Here is an 18117-nt window from a genome sequence, read left to right as displayed (position 1 = left end):
ATGGAATACGTATTGTTAGGTGTGCTGCTGTTAGGTGTGGCGTTATTTTTGCTGGGTTGGTTGGTGATGGCGGGCTTGTGTTTCCAGAGGCATCCGGTCACGGGCTTGGTGGCATTGATTCCGGGCGTTAATGTGCTGACTTTGCCAGCGATGTGGCATCGGGTAGGTGGTTGGGTGATTACCAGCTTTATCGGCGTGTTATTGGCGGCGGTGGCATGGTTTGCGGGTGCGAACCAGCACGTTTATCGCCATGCGCAAGCGATGGGGATGAATGTGTCTGCGCCGGTGAGTGCTGCCGCGCAAACGGTCGCAATACCAGCAGAAGCCGCGCCGGTTACGCATACCATCGACATTCCGCCCAATGCCCGTGCTGAGCAGCCAGCGCTTGCCGCAGCCGCACCAACAACGCCTGCTCCCGCTCCTGAGCCTAAACCAGAGGATGTGTTGGCGGGGGCGAAAAGTTTGCCTTCCAGCGCTTTATACCACGTGGTGTTCAAGCCCTTGGAGTTGGGGAAATTGTCCAGCAATGTCGGGCAATATGTGCGCATTACCCAGAAAGACGGGCGTAAGCGTGAAGGCAAGCTCGTGACGGCATCAGCCAACGACATCGGTCTGGAAGAGCGTATGGAGGGCGGCACGGTAACGCGCACGTTGAAAACGGCTGACCTCCGCGATGCCGCTATTATGACGCACGAACAAGGCAAGGAGTAACGCGATGCAATGCTACGTTTACCGCAGTCGGCGCAAGCAGGGTTCGTTCCTGTTTCTGCCGGAAAAGGATAATTTTGCGCGAGTCCCTGAGGTCTTACTGAAAATTTTTGGGGTGCCTGAATTCTCGTTTGAGTTTTTTCTGGACGATGAGCGCCAGTTGCAATTCCAGGTTACTGCCAGCGAAGTGCGGCGCGTGATGCAGGAAAATGGCTTTTTCCTGCAACTTCCACCCAACGAAGAGCTGCCTTGCTGACGAGTGTCAATCACTAAGCCCTTAAACGTGGCATAATTACTTCATGCTTAGGGGAGGTGACAGATGGGTCAGGAAATTGCGCACGACCATTTTAGTCCTGAAGACTGGCGGGAATACGCGCAGCGTTTGGATGCTGAAACCCGCTTGCTGCGTGAACAGCTAACGGCTGGGAAGTTTTCACAGCAAGCGGCAATGGGTGGCTTTGAGTTGGAAGGCTGGCTCACGGATGCACATTTACGCCCCTTGTCTTGCAATACCGCGTTCTTACAGGCATTAAACAGCCCGCTGGCGACCACGGAACTGGCAAAGTTTAATATTGAGCTGAATACTTCCCCGCGCCCGCTGACGGCGTTGATGTTGTCTGAATTTGAAACTTCCCTGCGTGAATTGTTGGATCGTGCGAATACTGCGGCGCAAACCGTCGATGCAAACTTCTTACTGATCGGCATTTTGCCCAGTGCGGTGCAAAGTGATTTTGGGTTGGCGACCATGACCGATTCCAACCGCTACCATGTGTTGAATGCTGAAATCCTCAAAGCGCGGCAGGGGCGACCGTTGCGCATGGCAATTGATGGGCGCGAATCACTGCACATTCACCACGATAATGTGATGCTGGAAGCGGTGACGACATCGCTTCAGGTGCATTGGCAAGTGTCGGCAGACGTTGCCCATCATTTCTACAATGCGGCACTGATTGCATCCGCACCGATCATGGCGGTGGCGGGGAATTCGCCGTTTCTGTTCGGGCGTGCCTTGTGGCAGGAAACGCGGATTCCGGTGTTTGAGCAAGCGGTGGATGCCGGGCGCGAGAGTCCGGCACGGGTGAGTTTCGGTTCGGGGTTTGCAGATAACAGTATTGCGGAATGTTTTGAGGAGAACCGCGACATTTACCCGGTGTTATTGCCGGAGTTGCTGGATGAACCCGCCGAACGCTTTGCCCACTTGCGCTTGCACAATGGCGTGGTCTGGCGTTGGAATCGCCCGTTGGTGGGGTTTGATCCTGACGGTACGCCGCATATTCGTCTCGAACACCGCATTTTGCCCGCAGGCCCTAGTGTGCCGGATATGCTGGCGAATGCGGCGTTATTTTACGGGTTGACCCAGTATATCGCGGCGCAATTGTGTGCTGGCGAACCCTTGCCGATGGCATTTGCCACCGCACGGGAAAATTTCTATAACGCGGCGCGGGTGGGTTTGGATGCTTCCTTGCGTTGGCAGCGTCAGGAATGGCAGGTGCCGCCATTGATGCTGGATGAGCTATTGCCGCAAGCAGCAGATGGTTTGGCACAATTGGGAATTGCGGAGGTGGATATTCGCCATTATCTGAGTATTATTGCAGCACGGATTGAAACTGGGCAAACCGGGGCGGTGTGGCAACAGCGTCATCTGGCGCGGACTCAGGGCAGTTTTTACCGACTATTGCTGGATTATGTGCGCTTGCAGCGTACTCACACACCTGTTCACACTTGGGCTATGGATTGAGAACAACCACACATGCTGACATTGACTGAATTGGATACCTTACCAGCGGGCTTTTTTGCGTTGCGCAGCCCGCGTGATTTGCACACTTTGATGCCAAACCCAACGCTGTTGCATTTGCAGGGCAAGCGTGAGCCGCGTGTGTTTATTTCGGTGCTATTGCACGGCAATGAAGACACCGGTTTTTTTGCGATTCAGCAACTGTTGCAGAAGTACCAGACGCAAGCGTTACCGCGTTCGCTGTCGGTATTTTTTGGCAATATTGAAGCAGCGACGTTTGGGAAACGCCGTTTGCAAGGTCAACCCGACTATAACCGGGTGTGGCCGGGCAGCGCGTTAGGGGATTGCGATGAAACCCGCTTAATGGCGCAAGTGACCGACATTATGCTGGGCAAAGGTTTGTTTGCCAGCATCGACGTTCACAATAATACCGGCAAAAATCCGCATTACGGCTGTGTCAATGTACTGGATAATCGTGCGCTGCAATTGGCGCGGTTGTTCGCCAATATTGCGGTGTATTTTGAAACGCCGCGTGGGGTACAGTCGATGGCGTTTGCGCCGCATTGCCCGGCAGTGACGGTGGAATGTGGCAAACCCGGTGTGGCGCACGGGGTTGAGCATGTGCTGGAATTTTTGGATGCGGTATTGCACTTGCAGGAATTGCCAGATCACCCGCTACCGCCGCACGACATGCAGATTTACCAAACGGTGGCGCGGGTGACATTGCCGGAACAATACAGTTTCAGTTTTATTGACCCGATGGTGGATATTCAACTGTTACCGGCACTCGACCGTTACAATTTCTCGGAATTAGCGGCGGGGACGGCGTTTGCCACCACTCTCCATCCGCAGGCGCGTTTGTATGCTTGGGATGATGAAGGTGTCGAAGTCGGGGAGCATTTCTTCACCCGCGAGCAACGGCGCATCCAACTCAAGCAGCCGCTAATGCCCGCCATGCTGACGCTGGATGAAACCATTATCCGGCAGGATTGCTTGTGTTATTTGATGAAGCGTTTGCGTTGATATTGCCGCCATTGGTTGCCTGCGCTATGCTGGCTCTATTATTACTAGGTGTTACCTTTTAACACTGGAGAAAGCAAAATGGCAACCACCTCTGTGAAGTTGAGCGATGACATTAGCACCCGGCTGCGGCAAGTTGCCGACAGCAAACGGCGTACCCCACATTGGGTGATGGTGGAAGCCATCAACCGCTACATTGAGCAGGAAGAACGCAAAGCCTCCGTTTACGCGGATGCGCTGATTTCTTGGAATGAGTACCAGCAAGATGGCTTGCACGTCACTTGGAATGAGGCGAAAAGCTGGATCAGCACATGGGGAACCACCGCCGAGAAGGAAGCCCCTAAGTGCCACAAATAAGCATTACCCGCCGTGCATGGGACGATTTTATCCGGCTGCGGGCATTCATCGAAGAGAAAAACCCACGCGCTGCGCAACGTGCGGCTGAACGCATCACTACCGCTATTGACCAGCTTGCGGCATTCCCGCTGTTGGGTCGCCCTTGCCCAGAAGAACACTTACCCGCTGATTTTCGAGAGTTGCTTATTGGCTTTGGCAATGATGGCTATGTTGCTTTGTATCGGGTAGATGCGGCGGCGGATAGCGTCACCATCGTGGCAATGAGGCATCAGCGCGAGGCGGGATTTGAAGGGCAGAGTGAGAGGTTTAGCTGTGGAACTGCCGAAGGGGCGTTTATGAGTACACAGAAAATGCTACCGGGTAATGAATTGGCGGTTTGGAGTTTGACTGACCCGCAGACTCCCGTGCGGGTGGGTACGGCATCGCTGGCATTGGGCGGGCGAGGCGTGGCGTTTGTCTACGAGCGTAGTTGGTTGGCAAACGGCTACTCGTTATCGGGCGATATGCCGTTGCAACGTGCTGTTCTAACACCCACGGTACGTGATCGGCTGTTTGGCGCGTTGGATGATGCCATGCCTGACCGTTGGGGTGAGCGGGCAATCCGTTTCATTGATAATCCACCACGGGCAACGGCTTTGGACTTTCTGTATTACGCGGGTGATCATCGCTTCGGGGCGTTGGGGTTTTCTGTTGAGCAATCCCGCTATGTGCCGCATCGGGGCGAGCCATTGCCGAGTGCTGACTCGATTCACGCTTTGCAGGCATTGATTGAGCGGATTGACGCGAATGAACCATTGACCGAGCAGGAAAAGCTGATTGCGGGAACGACCAAAACGATGGGCGGGGCGCACCCCAAAGCTTTGGTGACAATGGCGGGCAAGGACTGGATTGCCAAATTCCCGCGTGGGGCAAACATTGACCTTGGTTTGATTGAACATGCGTCGTTGAGATTGGCGGCGGAAGCGGGTATTAATGTTGCGCATTCGGTGGCATTGCCCGGACTTTTTGGGCATGTGGTGGCGGTTGAACGCTTTGACCGACGGGCAAACCAGCGTTTGCGTACCCTTTCTGCCAAAACGGTGTTGTTGGCGGGGGTGGGGAAGGCGATGCGGTTACGCTCGGCGTTGGATGGTCTGTGACTTTTTGGTGAAATTAATCTCTACCAAAAAAGCTGTACGGGATAGTTCTTAAAAACACCATCACCACTCAATAGGGTCATTCTCTCAACATTGGCTTGGGCGATTAAAAGTCGGTCGAACGGGTCTTTATGTACATCAGGCAACGCTGACAAGCCTAAAACATGATTCATTTGTATTGGCAATATCTGTAAAGCATTCTTTTGAACTTGTTCAAGCACCAGCTTCTCTAGTGGTAGATGCAATGCCAATTTTCCTAAGTTGTGCTTGATTTGCATTTCCCAAATACTGGCAACGCTCAAAAATAGCTCGTGCTGGGTATCTTGGCATAACGCCAATACCGCAGGTGGCAATTTGTCTTCCTGACTATCCCACCATAGAAAGGTATGGGTATCCAGCAATAGCCTCATTCTGCACCTAACCAGAAGGAGTCCGGCAATGGAGCATCAAAATCGTCTGCCATCACAGCACTGCCCGCATGTAAACCAGCTTGTCGTTTGCCCACGGATGGTGCTTGCGCAGAGACTTTGTTGTATTTGTTGAAAAGGAACTCAACAAAACTCAGGATTTCACGCTGGACACTTTCCGGTAGGCGGCGTGTGTGTTCTGTAATCAGATCTACTGTTGCCATGATTGTTTTGCTCCGCAGTTGCTATGGTTGCACTATACGTATTTTCACGCCCACGATATATCCAATTGTTTGTGTGTGTTTGCACAGTCACGCAGGTACAAATTGATAAGGCTCTGATAAGGAATGCCTTTATCGTCAGCCATCGCTTTAAAGTAATCCACGGTATCTTGGTCTATACGGATGGTGATTTGTTGCTTCATCCGTTTAGCGTAGGGATTTTTGATGGCGTTTGAAAAATCATAAGTTTCACGCATGGCGACCACCTTCATATTGCCGTCGTTCAAATTTGTCTGCTTTTCGTGCGGAAATGATTCGGATCGTGTCGTGATCACGTTCACAGTGGCAGACAACTAGCAGCCGCGAATACGCACTGACTCCCATCAAAATGAAGCGTTCTTCGCCTTCCGAGTGATCTGGGTCGGGGATAAGAAGACCAAAATCATCGGCAAACACAGATTCCGCCTCTTTGAAGGAGATACCATTGTGCTTTTTCTGGTTTAGGATGTTTTTGCGTTCATCCCACTCAAATTTCAGGCTACTCATGGCATTATTATAATTACATTGTAGTGTGATACAAGAGCAAAATTTGAGTACAAGTTTGATTATCAGAAGGAAAAGGAATCCGGCAGGTTGTTCTTGTTTTTTGCAAGCAGGCAACATAGACTAGTCATGTAACTGGTCATTTAGAGGTGTTGTTATGCAAACGTGGGCTGTTCAAGATGCTAAGGCTCGGTTTAGTGAGTTTTTGGATGCGTGTCTCGCACAAGGGCCGCAAGTCGTTACGCGGCGTGGTGCTGAAGCGGCGGTGCTTGTCCCGGTTGATGTGTGGCGCAGACTCCAAGCGGCGGCAAAACCATCACTGAAAGATTTATTGTTGTCTGATCAGGGGCGGGGTGATCTGGTGTTGCCGGAGCGGGGGCAGGCGCGGAGAAGACGTGTGCAAGAGGTTCTGTGAATCATGTATTTATTGGATACCAATGTTGTCTCTGAATTACGGCGGCAGAAACCGCATGGGGCAGTGGTTGCATGGCTTCAGTCGGTCGATGATAAAGATTTATACCTCTCGTCGGTGACATTAGCCGAAATTCAAGCGGGTATAGAAATCACACGGGATCAAAATGTCCAACGTGCCATTGAATTGGAAGAATGGCTGGATGCCGTCGCGACCACCTATAATATCTTAACGTTGGATGGAGCGGCTTTTCGTACTTGGGCAAAGCTGATGCATAGAAAATCTGACACCTTATATGAGGATGCAATGATTGCAGCTATTGCCAAAGTCAATAAGCTGGTGGTGGTTACTAGGAATGTCACTGATTTTGAATCTTTTGATGTGCCGTTATTGAATCCATTTGAGTATAAGGTTTAACGTTAAATCTGACGGGCGCGGCGGGGAGTAGTCAAATTAGAGTCGCGGGCTGTCACCGCGTCCGTCGTCGAGCAACTTGTTGGCATTTGAATCAACTCAAAGAATTAAGACATATCCGTACCACATAAATATTCTGTGATATAAATAGGCAAGTCATTTATATCATCTTTCTTAACAAAAACACTATCTATAGTTTTTGAGTGAGTCATTATAACAAATTCATTTTTTACATTTGGAAAAAATATTTTTAACATTGAAATTTCACCCTGAAAAACACCTACAGTGTTTAGTGACATTTCCTTTCCTTTTGAGTCAAATTTCTGAAATGTAGTTATGGAAATACCACTGTCTGATTCTATACCAAGTGAATTTAAAGTTTCTTGATCGTAATTATTTGGATCTGAGTTGCAAACCAATAAACCGTTAGCAAGTTCTTTCTGGCTTAACCTCATTGCTTCTGAATTTGTGTATTCTAATGTTGTATTTCCTGTTGTTAAAGTACAAGTGTTATATTTAACCTCATAAGAAACTCCTTTAAGTGGAGATTTTTCTGAACCTTCAATAAAAAATCCCGCTTTACCCTCATAATCAATAGGATATCCCGGATAATTTATATTTAATATATTTTTATTATTTTCAACAGATTTACAGTAATGATCTGATGCCGTACCTGCGAATGTATTGTTAATCATGCTTGATATTGCTATTGTTAATATGATTGATTTATGATTCATGATGAAATTTCCAATTAAAAGTATAGGTAAATTATAAAAACTTGCAAATAATCAATTTAAGTTATTGGTTTTTCATTGCTGAATTTGCCAACAGTTTATTTGGACGGCGCTCAAAAAATATCAGGATAGGCAGCCTGCGCTCAATCACTGAACACAGGTAAGCTATTTGATTAATAGAGTCTTTCGCATAGCCTGAGATTGTCATAGCCCGCACTCCTTAAAGAATGTCCCCAATGAACGCGATCTTAACAAACCTCGTGTAGCCAAAAAGTGATCACTATCACATGAATCATTTTAAGCGACTAAAAATTGTCAAAATTATCATGCATCCACCTTTGTAGGTCAGACTTTAGTCCGACATTGCCCGCAATAGCCTGCTTTCTCTGATTGTCGGACTAAAGTCCGACCTACGCCGAGCCGCAAATTGCAATTCCATCCCTCACGTTGCACACTGCTGCTTCCATAACCTGCCATCAAGACCCCATGAAATTCGACATCCTCTCCCAACAAAATCTATACAAAGGCTTTTTCCGCGTGGATGCCTACGAATTCCGCCACGAGCTGTTTGCAGGCGGTTGGTCGGGGACGGTCAGGCGGGAAATTTTCGAGCGCCGCAATGCCGTTGCCGTGCTGCTACACGATCCCGTCGCTGATACGCTGTTGGTGATTGAGCAATTCCGCCCCGGTGCTGCCTTGCGGGATGCACAAGGTGCGTGGATGGTCGAAATCGTCGCAGGCATCGTCGAAGACGGTGAAAGCAACGCAGACGTGGCACGCCGCGAAGCCCAAGAAGAAGCCGGTTGCACCATCGACACGCTGGAACACATTATCGACTTTTACCCCAGCGCAGGCGGCTCCACCGAAATCGTCAGCCTGTACTACGCCCCCGTCGATTTATCCGCTGTACCCACCGGCATCCACGGCTTGCCCGAAGAACACGAAGACATTCGCGTATCGGTCATCCCGCGCCACACCGCGCTGGCATGGCTCAAAGCCGGTAAAATCCAAGCATCCCTAGCGATTATTGCCCTACAATGGCTGGCGTTAGAAAAACCACCCCTAGGATGCCATTCATGACCGTTAAAGCCTTTGAAAACCACACCCCAACGCTGCACCCGACCGCCTATGTCGACCCGATGGCGTATGTCAGCGGGCAAACCACCCTAGGCGAAGGTTCGTCGGTGTGGCCGATGGCGGTAGTGCGCGGCGACATCAACCACATTCGCATTGGCAACTTGACTAATGTGCAAGACGGCGCGGTGCTGCATGTCACGCATGGCGGGCCGTATTCCTCGCCCGACGGTCGCCCGCTGCTGATTGGCGATGAAGTCACGATCGGTCACAAAGCTGTGTTACACGCTTGCACTATTGGCAACCGCTGTTTGGTCGGCATGAGCGCTATCGTGCTGGATGGCGCAGTGGTCGAAGACGAGGTAATGATCGGCGCAGGCAGTCTGGTTCCTCCCGGTAAACGGCTGTTGAGCGGCTATTTATACGTCGGCAATCCCGTCAAACAAACGCGAGCATTGACCGAAAAAGAGCGAGCGTATTTCAGCTATTCAGCTAATTACTACGCCAAGTTAGCGTTAAGAACGGCTGCTTCGGCGTGAAACCAGTATGCAAGCTTTGATTCTCGGTGGCGCACGTTCCGGTAAAAGCCGCTACGCCGAAACCTTGGCGCAACAGTCCGGTCACGACGTCATTTATATCGCGACCGCGCAAGCGCAGGATGCCGAAATGCAGGAACGCATTACCCATCATCGCGCCACTCGTCCCGCAGATTGGCTGACAATAGAAGAGCCGTTAACACTTGCCGCTACCCTGCAACAGTATGCTGCCCCGCAACGTGTATTACTGGTGGATTGCCTGACACTCTGGCTGACCAATTTATTGTGTTTGGAAGACGAGCAGCGCTTGCCAACAGAAACGCAAGCATTGCTGGAGACACTTCCCCATTTGCCGGGGCATGTCATTTTGGTCAGTAACGAGGTCGGGCTGGGTGTCGTGCCGTTGGGCGAGTTGACGCGCCGTTACGTCGATAGCGCGGGGCGTTTGCACCAGCAATTAGCCGCCCAACTGGAAGCGGTGGTGTTCATGGTGGCAGGCTTGCCACAACTATTAAAAGGAAATTTCAATGGATTGGCTGAATGACCCGTGCGCGAATGTCTCCGAACGTTACCGAGACTTGGCTTTACAACGCCAGCAGCAACTCACCAAACCCAGCGGCGCATTAGGCAGGCTGGAAACATTGGCAGTACAACTGGCGGCGTTACAAGGTCGTGAAGCCCCCCGTGCCGATAACATTCACATCAGCATTTTTGCAGCCGACCACGGCGTGGCGGAAGAGGGTGTCTCCGCATTTCCACAAGCCGTGACTGGGCAAATGGTGCACAACTTTCTCAACGGTGGCGCAGCCATCAGCGTCTTGGCACGCGAACTGGGCGCAACGCTGGAAATTATCGACGTTGGTGTCAAAGAGCCGCTGAACCATGCAGGGCTGATCAGCCAACGTGCCGGTGCTGGCACGGCAAACAGTGTGCAAGCACCCGCCATGACCGTCGACCAGCTCACTATTGCGTTGCAAGCAGGCTATGCGGCTGCCGAACGTGCTTACGCCAAGCAAGCCGACCTGTTTATCGGCGGTGAAATGGGCATTGCGAATACTACAGCGGCGACCGCCTTATATTGCGCCTTACTAGACGTTGCGCCGTCGGTGGCAACGGGGGCAGGAACGGGGCTGGATGCTGCCGGTATTGCCCATAAAGCCGGGGTTATCCAGCGGATGCTCGATTTACACCGCAACAACCTGACTTCACCGCTGGAAGCCTTGCGGTGTGTGGGTGGATTTGAAATTGCGGCGCTGACGGGGGCGTATTGCCGCGCAGCGCAATTGGGCATTCCCATTGTGGTGGATGGTTTTATCAGCACCGCAGCCGCATTGGTGGCAGTGCAACAGCAGCCGGATGTGCGCCAATGGTTGTTGCTAAGCCATGCGTCTGCCGAACCGGGGCATGTGTTGGCAACCGATTTTTTGGGCGTGCAGCCGTTGCTGGATTTGCAGATGCGGTTGGGGGAGGGCAGTGGCGCTGCGCTGGCTGTACCCTTGTTACGGATGGCGTGTGCGCTGCACAACAACATGGCAACGTTTGCTGAAGCGGCGGTCGCGGGCGAAGCGGTAACACGACAGTGATGCGCACTATACCCCGCTATTTTTTCCTCGCGCTGTCATTTCTGACCCGTATCCCCGTGCCGGATTTGGGTAAGTTGGAGGCGGTGGATTTCGGGCGGGCGGCTTTGTTTTACCCGTTGGTGGGCTTGCTGATTGGCGCTTTGCTGTGCCTGCCCATGCTGCTGTTTCCGAACGCCTCTGCGGTATTGCTGGCGGCAATAGTGACCGTGTTATGGGCGGCGCTTACCGGCGGGTTGCATCTGGATGGTTTGGCAGACAGTGCCGATGCGTGGCTTGGCGGCTTCGGTGATGTGGAAAAGACGCATCGTATCCTCAAAGACCCGCTGGTCGGTGCGGCGGGTGCCATCGCGCTGATCGGGTTGTTATTGCTGAAATTTGCCGCGCTGGTGGTGGTGTTGGAACACGGTGTGTGGTGGGTGGTCTTGCTGGCTCCGGCGTTGGGGCGGGCGTTGGTGTTATTGTTGTTTCTGACCACACCCTATGTGCGGGCTGGCGGTTTAGCCAGTGCCGTCACCGAACATTTGCCGCGTACTCTGGCTTGGTGGCTCACCTTGGCAACGTTGGCGCTGTTTGCCTTGGTTTCCTTGCACGGTTTGTTTGCGGTCTTGCTTGGGTTTTGGTTATTGCGGCGGATGATGGTGCAGCGTTTGCGAGGTTGTACCGGCGATACGGCGGGAGCAGCGGTGGAAAGTGGTGAGATGTTGTGGTTGGTTGGGGTGGCATTGGGTTTGCCTGTTTGATGCCCGATTAATCCAGCAAGTCGAATACGGCTTGTATGGCAAGGTGTGATTCCAACGTATCCGCAAGACGTTCCAGTTGCTGTTCACGCACGGTATTGATGTCAAACGTCTGTGTTACCGTCAGCCCCGCCCATTCCAATAGAGTTTGTAAGGCATCGGGTGAATCAAACAGACCGTGTAAGTAAGTCGCGATGATCTGCCCATCCGCTGATATTGCCCCATCCGGCTGCCCATCCAAATACACTGCCGGAAACGCCAATGCTTTGCCGGTGCTGATGCCGCAGTGAATTTCGTAGCCTTGAAGAAAATCCTCCCCCAACCCCTCCTTTTGCAAAGGAGGGGCAAGAATGCCACGTCGGTTGGTGAGTTGCTTTTCTGGCTGCAAGGTTGTTTCAAAGTCGAGTAAACCCAAACCTTGGTGGCTGGTGGATTCGCCTTCGATACCGTGCGGGTCGTGCAGGGCTTGCCCCAACATCTGCATTCCACCACACACCCCGATCACTTTCCCGCCATAACGCAAATGCCGCTGAATTGCAGCTTCCCAACCTTGCGAGCGCAACCACGCCAAATCAAACCCAACATTCTTACTCCCCGGCAAAATGACCAAATCCGCTGCCGGAATACTTTCCAAGTGCCCCACATACTGAAAATCCACCTGTGGATGCAAGCGCAGCGGCTCAAAATCCGTATGGTTACTGATATGCGGAAGGCGCGGCACGATGACTCTTAGCTCCCTGCCCCCCTTGCGGGGGAAGGGCTGGGGATGGGGGGTATTCTCCGGCACGGCATCCTCCGCATCCAAATGCAGCCCATGCAAATACGGCAACACCCCCAACACCGGCTTGCCCGTATACGCTTCCAACCAATCCAACCCGCCCTGCAATAACCCAATATCCCCGCGAAACCGGTTGATGACAAAGCCTTTGACCCGCGTCTGTTCAGTCTCCGACAACAACGCCAACGTCCCCACCAAATGCGCAAACACCCCGCCTTTGTCGATGTCCGCAATCAAAATCACCGGACAATCAGCACGTTCCGCAAACCCCATATTGGCAATATCGCCTTCCCGCAAATTGATTTCCGCTGGGCTACCTGCACCTTCCACCATGACGTAGGTGTATTCCGCACACAGCCGCGCATAGGAATCGAACACTGCCGCCGCTGCTTTGGGTTTGTAACTATGGTAATCGAGGGCTTCGAGATTGCCGATGGAATGCCCTTGCAGGATAACTTGCGCCCCCGTGTCGGTATTCGGCTTGAGCAGTACCGGATTCATGTGGACACTGGGAATAACGCCCGCCGCCTGTGCTTGCAAGGCTTGCGCCCGCCCGATTTCGCCACCGTCGGGTGTTACCGCGCTATTTAACGCCATGTTCTGCGGCTTGAATGGCACAACCGACAAACCGCGCCGTTTGAAAACACGGCACAGCCCTGCCACCAATGTGCTTTTACCCGCATCCGAGGTACAGCCTTGCACCATTAACGTTGGCATGAGTGAATTCCTTGTTCCAGACGTAACCAGTCGGTTTCAGTGGCAGGCAAACCAAAACGCAATGCCGCCGGTTCGGTGAATAAACGGGTAAGAATCCCTTGTGCCGCCAAGGTCTGATGAATTTCGGCGGCGTGGGGTGAAGGCAGATAACTAAACAACGGCGTGCTTTGTACCGTGTCACCGTAATGGCGTTGCAATAAGGTGTGCAAACGCTCGCCCGCCAGCACCAAACGGCAACGTTGTTGCTGCTGCCACGCCTTGTCAGCCAATGCCTGTTGCCCTGCCCAACGCGCCGGATGGCTCACCGACCAATCGCCCTGCAATGTGGCAATGGCTTGCAACAGGGGGATCTCTGCCCAGACAAAACCTAAACGCATCCCCGCCAAGCCAAAAAATTTCCCTACCGAACGCAACACCACTAGCCCCGCCTGCGGCTCAGGGGTAATCAGGCTTTGCGCGGGGGTAACATCCATAAATGCCTCATCCACCACCAGACAGCCACCGTGTTGCACTAAGGTTTGCTGCCAGTGCCGCAAGGTTTCCGGCGGATAATGGTGCGCGGTTGGATTGGTCGGGTTAACCACCACCAACACATCCAGCGTGGGCAACAGCGTTTCCACTTGCGTCGGATTTAACGCTTGTACGGTGTGACCTTGTGCCGCCCATGCGTGTTGATGGCTGTGGTAGGCAGGGCTGATAATCCCGACGCGGCGGTTGTTGGGAAAGCAGTGCGGCAATAGTTTGATCGCCTCTTGAGAACCGCTGACGGGTAACACACAGGCACTACCGTAATATTCAGCGGCAACGCTTGCCAGCCCATCATCGCTTTCCGGCAAGCGTTGCCAACACGCGGGCGGAACAAGCGGCAAAGGGTAAGCCCACGGGCTAATTCCGGTGGACACGTCCAGCCAATCCGCCAAGGGAATGCCGCAGGTCTGGCTGAAACGCCTTAATTGCCCACCGTGTTTATGTGAGGAAAACACTGCCTACTCCCATGATCAAGGTAAAGCCCGCCCACAGATACACACCCCGATCCAGCAAGCGCATAGCGCGGGTAATCGTGTGTGCGTCGGGTATTGCGCCAGCACCGAGTGACGGGCGTGATTTAGTTTGCCCTGCATACACCGCATCGCCGCCGAGTTGCACTTGCAATGCGCCCGCGCCCGCCGCCATCACCACACCCGCGTTGGGGCTGTACCACCGGCTGCCTTGCGTGCGCCATGCTTGCATCGCAGCGGCAAAACTCCCGCACAGCGCATAGGTTAACGCGGTCAAGCGTGCCGGAATCCAGTTCAACACATCATCCACCCGCGCTGCCCACTTGCCGAACCGCTCAAAGCGTTCCGTGCGATAACCCCACATCGCATCCAACGTGTTGCTCAAGCGGTACAGCACGACTGCTGGCGCACCGCCGATAATCAGCCAGAATAAGGGGGCAAATACTGCATCGCTGCCATTTTCCAGCACCGATTCAATGCAGGCGCGGCTGACCGCTGTTTCGTCCAGTTGGGAAGTATCGCGGCTGACCAGCCACCCGACTTTTTGACGGGCTTGCGGAAGGTCATCCGCCAGCAGTGCTTGTTCCACCCACTGGGCGTGTTGGCGCAGGCTTTGCCAGCCAATCGCCAACCAGCCGCACAAAATACTCATCCATAAACCGCCGAGTAGGGTATCCAGCCACCAAACGGCAATGCTTAAAGGCAACACAGCCAAACACCACGCCAGTATGCCGTAGTGAATGCTGCGGTGATTAAGACGGGATTCTAGCCAATCCGCCAGTCTGCCAAAGCCGACCAAAGGGTGCAAGCGAGGTGGTTCGCCGAACAGCCGATCTAATAATAGAGCCGGGGCAGGCAACCAAAAGTACAAGCTCATACCAGCGTGAAATTAAGGAAGGTGTAGTTATGTTTCCCGGTGAAACTGCCTAATGCCTGTATGTTCAGTGGGTGCGAAAATAACGGCCCGTCAGTGACAAAGGTATGGAATTCGCCACCCTCACCGCACACATCCACACCGATAGCATCCAATTCCTGCATGGCGGCAGCATCCAGCTTGCGCCCCAACCAGCTTTCATCCAGTACGCCAAGCTTTACGGCGATGATGTGCGTAGTGAAACCTACTGCGTGGAATTCCTCAAGCAGCGCCGAATGCGTGTCCTTCCAGAGCGGGAACAACACGTTTAAACCGACCTCTTCGCCGACTTGTTCCAGCCAATCGCGGTGAGCTTGAAGGTCAATATCACCCGAAATCAGTGCTTCTGCTCCTTGCGCTTTGGCTTCGCTCAAGGCTTGTACGTACATGGGACGATACCCTTCCCATGTCACTGATGGCGTGATCAAGGGCAAGCCCAAGGCCGCCGCCTGTTGCCGCAATACCGCTAATGGCAGGGCATGGGCGCGAGTACGTAAACCGTCCGCCTCCATCATGGTCAGCAATGCCTGCGGCTGATGCCCCGCTTGCATGGCACGGTACAAAGCGAGGCAAGCATCCTTGCCCCCGCTCCATGAACTAATCAGTTTCATTTATTTGCTGTGTACGAACTGGCGATTCAACATCGACACCGCAACGTGTACGAATGCACCGACAGTGATATACAGACTCATTGTGTACAAACTGTTGGGTGAATATTTCACTAAACGGTTGCCAAACTCTACCAAACTTACCTCAGCAAACTTGCCGGAAAAGAAGTAAAAACTGCCGCTGGAAATGAGTTGCGCCACGGCAAAACCGACCACAACCGCCAACATCAGCTTGCCCAGCGTTGCCAACGTTTCACCCTGGTATTGCCCGGCAAACCAACGCCCTGCCACAAATAATGCGCCATACGCGGGAATCAGGGCGACGTAGGCTTGCGATACGCAGAAATCACTCACCCCAAATTTCGTGATCGCCACGTAATCAATTGCCACAGCCGTTGCCATGAATACCCCAAAGGTCAGCGCGTTGCGCAGATAGAACCCGGCAAGGAAAAATACCGCCCATGACGCATCCAGCAAGTGGTCGGTAACATGAGCGCGGGTAACAATTATTGCCAGCAGCAAAATGCCACTGACCAGCCATTGGTTTTTAGTTGAAAGTGTAAACATATCGAATCTCCTTAAAAGCCCCTCTACCCTTGAGGGAGAGGGGTTGGGGTGAGGGGGAATTATTTCGGTGCGTATTTAACAGTCACCAAGCCGTTCATACCGTCCTGATTATAGCCATTGTTGGTTTGGTAATCTTTATCCAATACGTTGCTGAGTTTTGCCCCGACTGTCCAGTCTTTGGCAACTTGGTAATCGGCGCGTAAGTCCAGTGTGCCGTAACCCGCCAGCTTTTTGCTGTCGGTATTGGCGGTATCAGTATAACGCTGGCTTTCGCCACGCAGGGTTGCACCCACGCGGAATTTGCCAAGGTCACGGTCAATATCCACACTGGCAAGCTGTTCGGGGCGGTAAATCAGGTTTTTACCGGCATCTGCACCGCTGCGGTTTTCGGGTTTCTGGAGGGTAAGGTTCGCGTTAACCTCCCAGCCTGCTACCTGCGTTCCTGCACTCAGTTCCACGCCCTGAATCCGCGCCTTGTCGGTTTGGCTCACCGCGTAAGTTGGCGGTGGGTAGCTAATCAGATTGTCGATGGTATTGCTGAAGGCATTGGCAGACCAACGTACCTTGTCACTGGCTGCTTTACCGGAAACACCGAGTTCCAGATTTTGTGACTCTTCCGGCTGCAAGCTGGTATCACCGCTAAACGGGTAATACAGATTATTGAAGGTTGGGGCTTTAAATGCCGTGCCATAAGCCGCTGTCACCCGCATTCCATTGTTGAGATCATGCCCGACCGCAACACCGCCAGTGGTATGCTTGCCAAATTGCTCATTGTCATCATGACGCGCCGAAACATCGAATTGAGTTGCGCCGATTGAGTGCTGATAACTGCTAAACACCCCCGTATTGTTGCGGCTAGTCACATCGTAGGTCGTGTCACTGTCCACCTTGTCGTTTTGCTGGTCAATGCCGACTGTCAAGGAGCTGTTGCTGGTGACTTGCACATCAGCTTGCACGGTTGCTGTCGTGCGGGTGGTGTTAAAACGGCTCTTGAAATCACCGTCCTTGAAATTGTCACTTTCGTCCTTTGACTGCCCAAGTTGCGCGGTCAACACGGCTTTATCGCCAAGTGTGTGGCGCAACTTGCCGCTGACTGCTTGTTGCACAAACTCGCTTTGGTTGCCGAAAGAGCCGTCATACTCATTGCTGCCTTGCGCTTGCAGCAAGGAAACATCTGCATCCGTGCCATTGGCAAAACGGTGTCCGGCACGTAGGGAAACGCTTTCACGTTCGTAACCGTCCGCATCCGGCTCGCGGTTATTGGCGGTAGCGTTGAAACCGTCGGTTTGTTCTGTGCCTGCATTGAGGTTGTACCAAGTGGTCGCATTACCGCCTGCCAGATTGACGTTGGCTTTTTGGGTATTGCGGCTGCCCGCACTCACGCTTATTTCCGGTTGGAAACCTTTGCCAGCGTTGCCGCCTTTTCGGGTGAAAATCTGGATAACGCCACCAATCGCTTCCGACCCGTACAAGCTGGAACGCGGGCCACGCACCACTTCGATACGGTCTACCTGATCCAGTGGCAGGTCTTCAAATGCTACCGTACCCGTGGTTGCTGAACCCATTTTAATGCCGTCAACCAGCACCAATACGTGGCTGGAATTCGTACCGCGTATGAAAACGGACGTCGCTTTACCGACCCCACCGCTGTTGCTGAGGGAGATGCCGGGCAGACGACGCAGCACGTCAGGGATGCTGCTGGCTTGGTATTTTTCAATGTCCGCACGGGTAATAATGCTGACCGGGGCTAAGGTTTCGTCAATGGTACGGGCTTTGCGGTCAGCCGTGACAACGATTTCATCGAGGGTGGTGGCTTCTTCTGCCAATACCAACGGGGATGCTAACAGGCAAAGGGTAACAGTGCCGCACTGTGCAGCAAGAGGGGATAATTTCATGGGGTATGGATTTCCGTAACGATG

At 52.9% G+C, this 18117-nt stretch carries 24 protein-coding genes; 13 read left to right on the top strand and 11 right to left on the bottom strand.

From position 1 onward, the window contains the following. The 6 genes from L2Y54_RS00350 to L2Y54_RS00325 all read left to right on the top strand — a co-directional run bounded on the left by L2Y54_RS00350 (position 1) and on the right by L2Y54_RS00325 (position 4959). Positions 1 to 711 (top strand): LSm family protein, encoded by a 711-nt coding sequence (locus tag L2Y54_RS00350; RefSeq protein ID WP_236499047.1) that lies wholly within the window; start codon positions 1 to 3, stop codon positions 709 to 711. Between the two features lie 4 nt (positions 712 to 715). Next, entirely contained in the window at positions 716 to 964 is a 249-nt protein-coding gene (locus tag L2Y54_RS00345; protein ID WP_236499045.1) for a YcgL domain-containing protein, read from the top strand. Positions 965 to 1027: 63 nt separating this feature from the next. After that, entirely contained in the window at positions 1028 to 2446 is a 1419-nt protein-coding gene (locus tag L2Y54_RS00340; RefSeq protein WP_236499043.1) for a glutamate-cysteine ligase family protein, read from the top strand. Positions 2447 to 2458: 12 nt separating this feature from the next. Further along, entirely contained in the window at positions 2459 to 3466 is a 1008-nt protein-coding gene (locus L2Y54_RS00335; RefSeq protein ID WP_236499042.1) for a M14 family metallopeptidase, read from the top strand. A gap of 78 nt (positions 3467 to 3544) precedes the next feature. Continuing rightward, entirely contained in the window at positions 3545 to 3820 is a 276-nt protein-coding gene (locus tag L2Y54_RS00330) for a CopG family ribbon-helix-helix protein (RefSeq protein WP_236499040.1), read from the top strand. Then, positions 3808 to 4959 (top strand): type II toxin-antitoxin system RelE/ParE family toxin, encoded by a 1152-nt coding sequence (locus L2Y54_RS00325; protein WP_236499038.1) that lies wholly within the window; start codon positions 3808 to 3810, stop codon positions 4957 to 4959. Before L2Y54_RS00330 ends, L2Y54_RS00325 begins: the two co-directional genes overlap by 13 nt. Before the next feature lie 20 nt (positions 4960 to 4979). Here the strand turns inward: L2Y54_RS00325 and L2Y54_RS00320 are convergent, their stop codons facing one another. From L2Y54_RS00320 to L2Y54_RS00305, 4 genes are read right to left on the bottom strand one after another with little or no spacing between them, the layout of a single operon-like run. Then, positions 4980 to 5366, bottom strand: a complete 387-nt coding sequence (locus tag L2Y54_RS00320) for a type II toxin-antitoxin system VapC family toxin (protein WP_236499037.1) — start codon at positions 5364 to 5366, stop codon at positions 4980 to 4982. Further along, positions 5363 to 5587 (bottom strand): type II toxin-antitoxin system VapB family antitoxin, encoded by a 225-nt coding sequence (gene vapB, locus L2Y54_RS00315; RefSeq protein ID WP_236499035.1) that lies wholly within the window; start codon positions 5585 to 5587, stop codon positions 5363 to 5365. The genes L2Y54_RS00320 and vapB overlap by 4 nt, the downstream gene beginning before the upstream one ends. 44 nt (positions 5588 to 5631) lie before the next feature. Beyond that, positions 5632 to 5841, bottom strand: coding sequence for a BrnA antitoxin family protein (locus tag L2Y54_RS00310; RefSeq protein ID WP_236499034.1), 210 nt, complete (start codon positions 5839 to 5841; stop codon positions 5632 to 5634). Continuing rightward, on the bottom strand, positions 5834 to 6130 hold the full coding sequence (locus L2Y54_RS00305; protein ID WP_236499032.1) for a BrnT family toxin: 297 nt from the start codon (positions 6128 to 6130) through the stop codon (positions 5834 to 5836). The genes L2Y54_RS00310 and L2Y54_RS00305 overlap by 8 nt, the downstream gene beginning before the upstream one ends. A 154-nt stretch (positions 6131 to 6284) precedes the next feature. Here L2Y54_RS00305 and L2Y54_RS00300 point away from each other — a divergent pair, with 154 nt between their 5' ends. Further along, on the top strand, positions 6285 to 6542 hold the full coding sequence (locus L2Y54_RS00300; protein WP_202716040.1) for a type II toxin-antitoxin system Phd/YefM family antitoxin: 258 nt from the start codon (positions 6285 to 6287) through the stop codon (positions 6540 to 6542). 3 nt (positions 6543 to 6545) lie between these two features. Continuing rightward, complete coding sequence (locus L2Y54_RS00295) at positions 6546 to 6956, top strand: type II toxin-antitoxin system VapC family toxin (protein WP_236499030.1); 411 nt, start codon at positions 6546 to 6548, stop codon at positions 6954 to 6956. A 104-nt stretch (positions 6957 to 7060) separates the two neighbouring features. Here the strand turns inward: L2Y54_RS00295 and L2Y54_RS00290 are convergent, their stop codons facing one another. Then, positions 7061 to 7690, bottom strand: coding sequence for a hypothetical protein (locus L2Y54_RS00290; RefSeq protein ID WP_236499028.1), 630 nt, complete (start codon positions 7688 to 7690; stop codon positions 7061 to 7063). Between the two features lie 483 nt (positions 7691 to 8173). Between L2Y54_RS00290 and L2Y54_RS00285 the strand changes: the two genes are divergently transcribed. Genes L2Y54_RS00285 through cobS form a run of 5 tightly spaced genes read left to right on the top strand, consistent with a single transcriptional unit; the run spans position 8174 to position 11620 of the window. Then, positions 8174 to 8767 (top strand): NUDIX domain-containing protein, encoded by a 594-nt coding sequence (locus L2Y54_RS00285; protein WP_236499026.1) that lies wholly within the window; start codon positions 8174 to 8176, stop codon positions 8765 to 8767. Further along, positions 8764 to 9300 carry a gamma carbonic anhydrase family protein gene (locus L2Y54_RS00280; RefSeq protein ID WP_236499024.1) on the top strand — a complete coding sequence of 179 codons (537 nt, stop codon included), beginning with the start codon at positions 8764 to 8766 and terminating at the stop codon, positions 9298 to 9300. The genes L2Y54_RS00285 and L2Y54_RS00280 overlap by 4 nt, the downstream gene beginning before the upstream one ends. 7 nt (positions 9301 to 9307) lie before the next feature. Further along, positions 9308 to 9841 (top strand): bifunctional adenosylcobinamide kinase/adenosylcobinamide-phosphate guanylyltransferase, encoded by a 534-nt coding sequence (gene cobU, locus L2Y54_RS00275; RefSeq protein ID WP_236499023.1) that lies wholly within the window; start codon positions 9308 to 9310, stop codon positions 9839 to 9841. After that, positions 9825 to 10880, top strand: a complete 1056-nt coding sequence (gene cobT, locus L2Y54_RS00270) for a nicotinate-nucleotide--dimethylbenzimidazole phosphoribosyltransferase (protein WP_236499022.1) — start codon at positions 9825 to 9827, stop codon at positions 10878 to 10880. The genes cobU and cobT overlap by 17 nt, the downstream gene beginning before the upstream one ends. Beyond that, positions 10880 to 11620, top strand: coding sequence for an adenosylcobinamide-GDP ribazoletransferase (gene cobS / locus L2Y54_RS00265; RefSeq protein WP_236499020.1), 741 nt, complete (start codon positions 10880 to 10882; stop codon positions 11618 to 11620). Before cobT ends, cobS begins: the two co-directional genes overlap by 1 nt. 7 nt (positions 11621 to 11627) lie before the next feature. Here the strand turns inward: cobS and L2Y54_RS00260 are convergent, their stop codons facing one another. From L2Y54_RS00260 to btuB, 6 genes are read right to left on the bottom strand one after another with little or no spacing between them, the layout of a single operon-like run. Continuing rightward, positions 11628 to 13112 carry a cobyric acid synthase gene (locus tag L2Y54_RS00260; protein ID WP_236499018.1) on the bottom strand — a complete coding sequence of 495 codons (1485 nt, stop codon included), beginning with the start codon at positions 13110 to 13112 and terminating at the stop codon, positions 11628 to 11630. After that, complete coding sequence (cobD, locus tag L2Y54_RS00255) at positions 13100 to 14095, bottom strand: threonine-phosphate decarboxylase CobD (protein WP_236499016.1); 996 nt, start codon at positions 14093 to 14095, stop codon at positions 13100 to 13102. Before cobD ends, L2Y54_RS00260 begins: the two co-directional genes overlap by 13 nt. After that, positions 14079 to 14987, bottom strand: a complete 909-nt coding sequence (cbiB, locus tag L2Y54_RS00250; RefSeq protein WP_236499015.1) for an adenosylcobinamide-phosphate synthase CbiB — start codon at positions 14985 to 14987, stop codon at positions 14079 to 14081. Before cbiB ends, cobD begins: the two co-directional genes overlap by 17 nt. Next, on the bottom strand, positions 14984 to 15634 hold the full coding sequence (locus L2Y54_RS00245) for a Dph6-related ATP pyrophosphatase (protein ID WP_236499013.1): 651 nt from the start codon (positions 15632 to 15634) through the stop codon (positions 14984 to 14986). The genes cbiB and L2Y54_RS00245 overlap by 4 nt, the downstream gene beginning before the upstream one ends. After that, a complete protein-coding gene (locus L2Y54_RS00240; RefSeq protein ID WP_236499012.1) occupies positions 15635 to 16198 on the bottom strand; it encodes a hypothetical protein in 564 nt (187 codons plus the stop codon). 59 nt (positions 16199 to 16257) lie between these two features. Beyond that, a complete protein-coding gene (btuB, locus tag L2Y54_RS00235; protein ID WP_236499010.1) occupies positions 16258 to 18093 on the bottom strand; it encodes a TonB-dependent vitamin B12 receptor in 1836 nt (611 codons plus the stop codon). Between the last annotated feature and the right edge of the window lie 24 nt (positions 18094 to 18117).

Origin of the sequence: Thiothrix winogradskyi, from assembly GCF_021650935.1 — a bacterium.
Taxonomy (GTDB): domain Bacteria; phylum Pseudomonadota; class Gammaproteobacteria; order Thiotrichales; family Thiotrichaceae; genus Thiothrix; species Thiothrix winogradskyi.
Note: the sequence above shows the minus strand (reverse complement) of the source record. Positions and strands in the feature narration are given on the sequence as shown.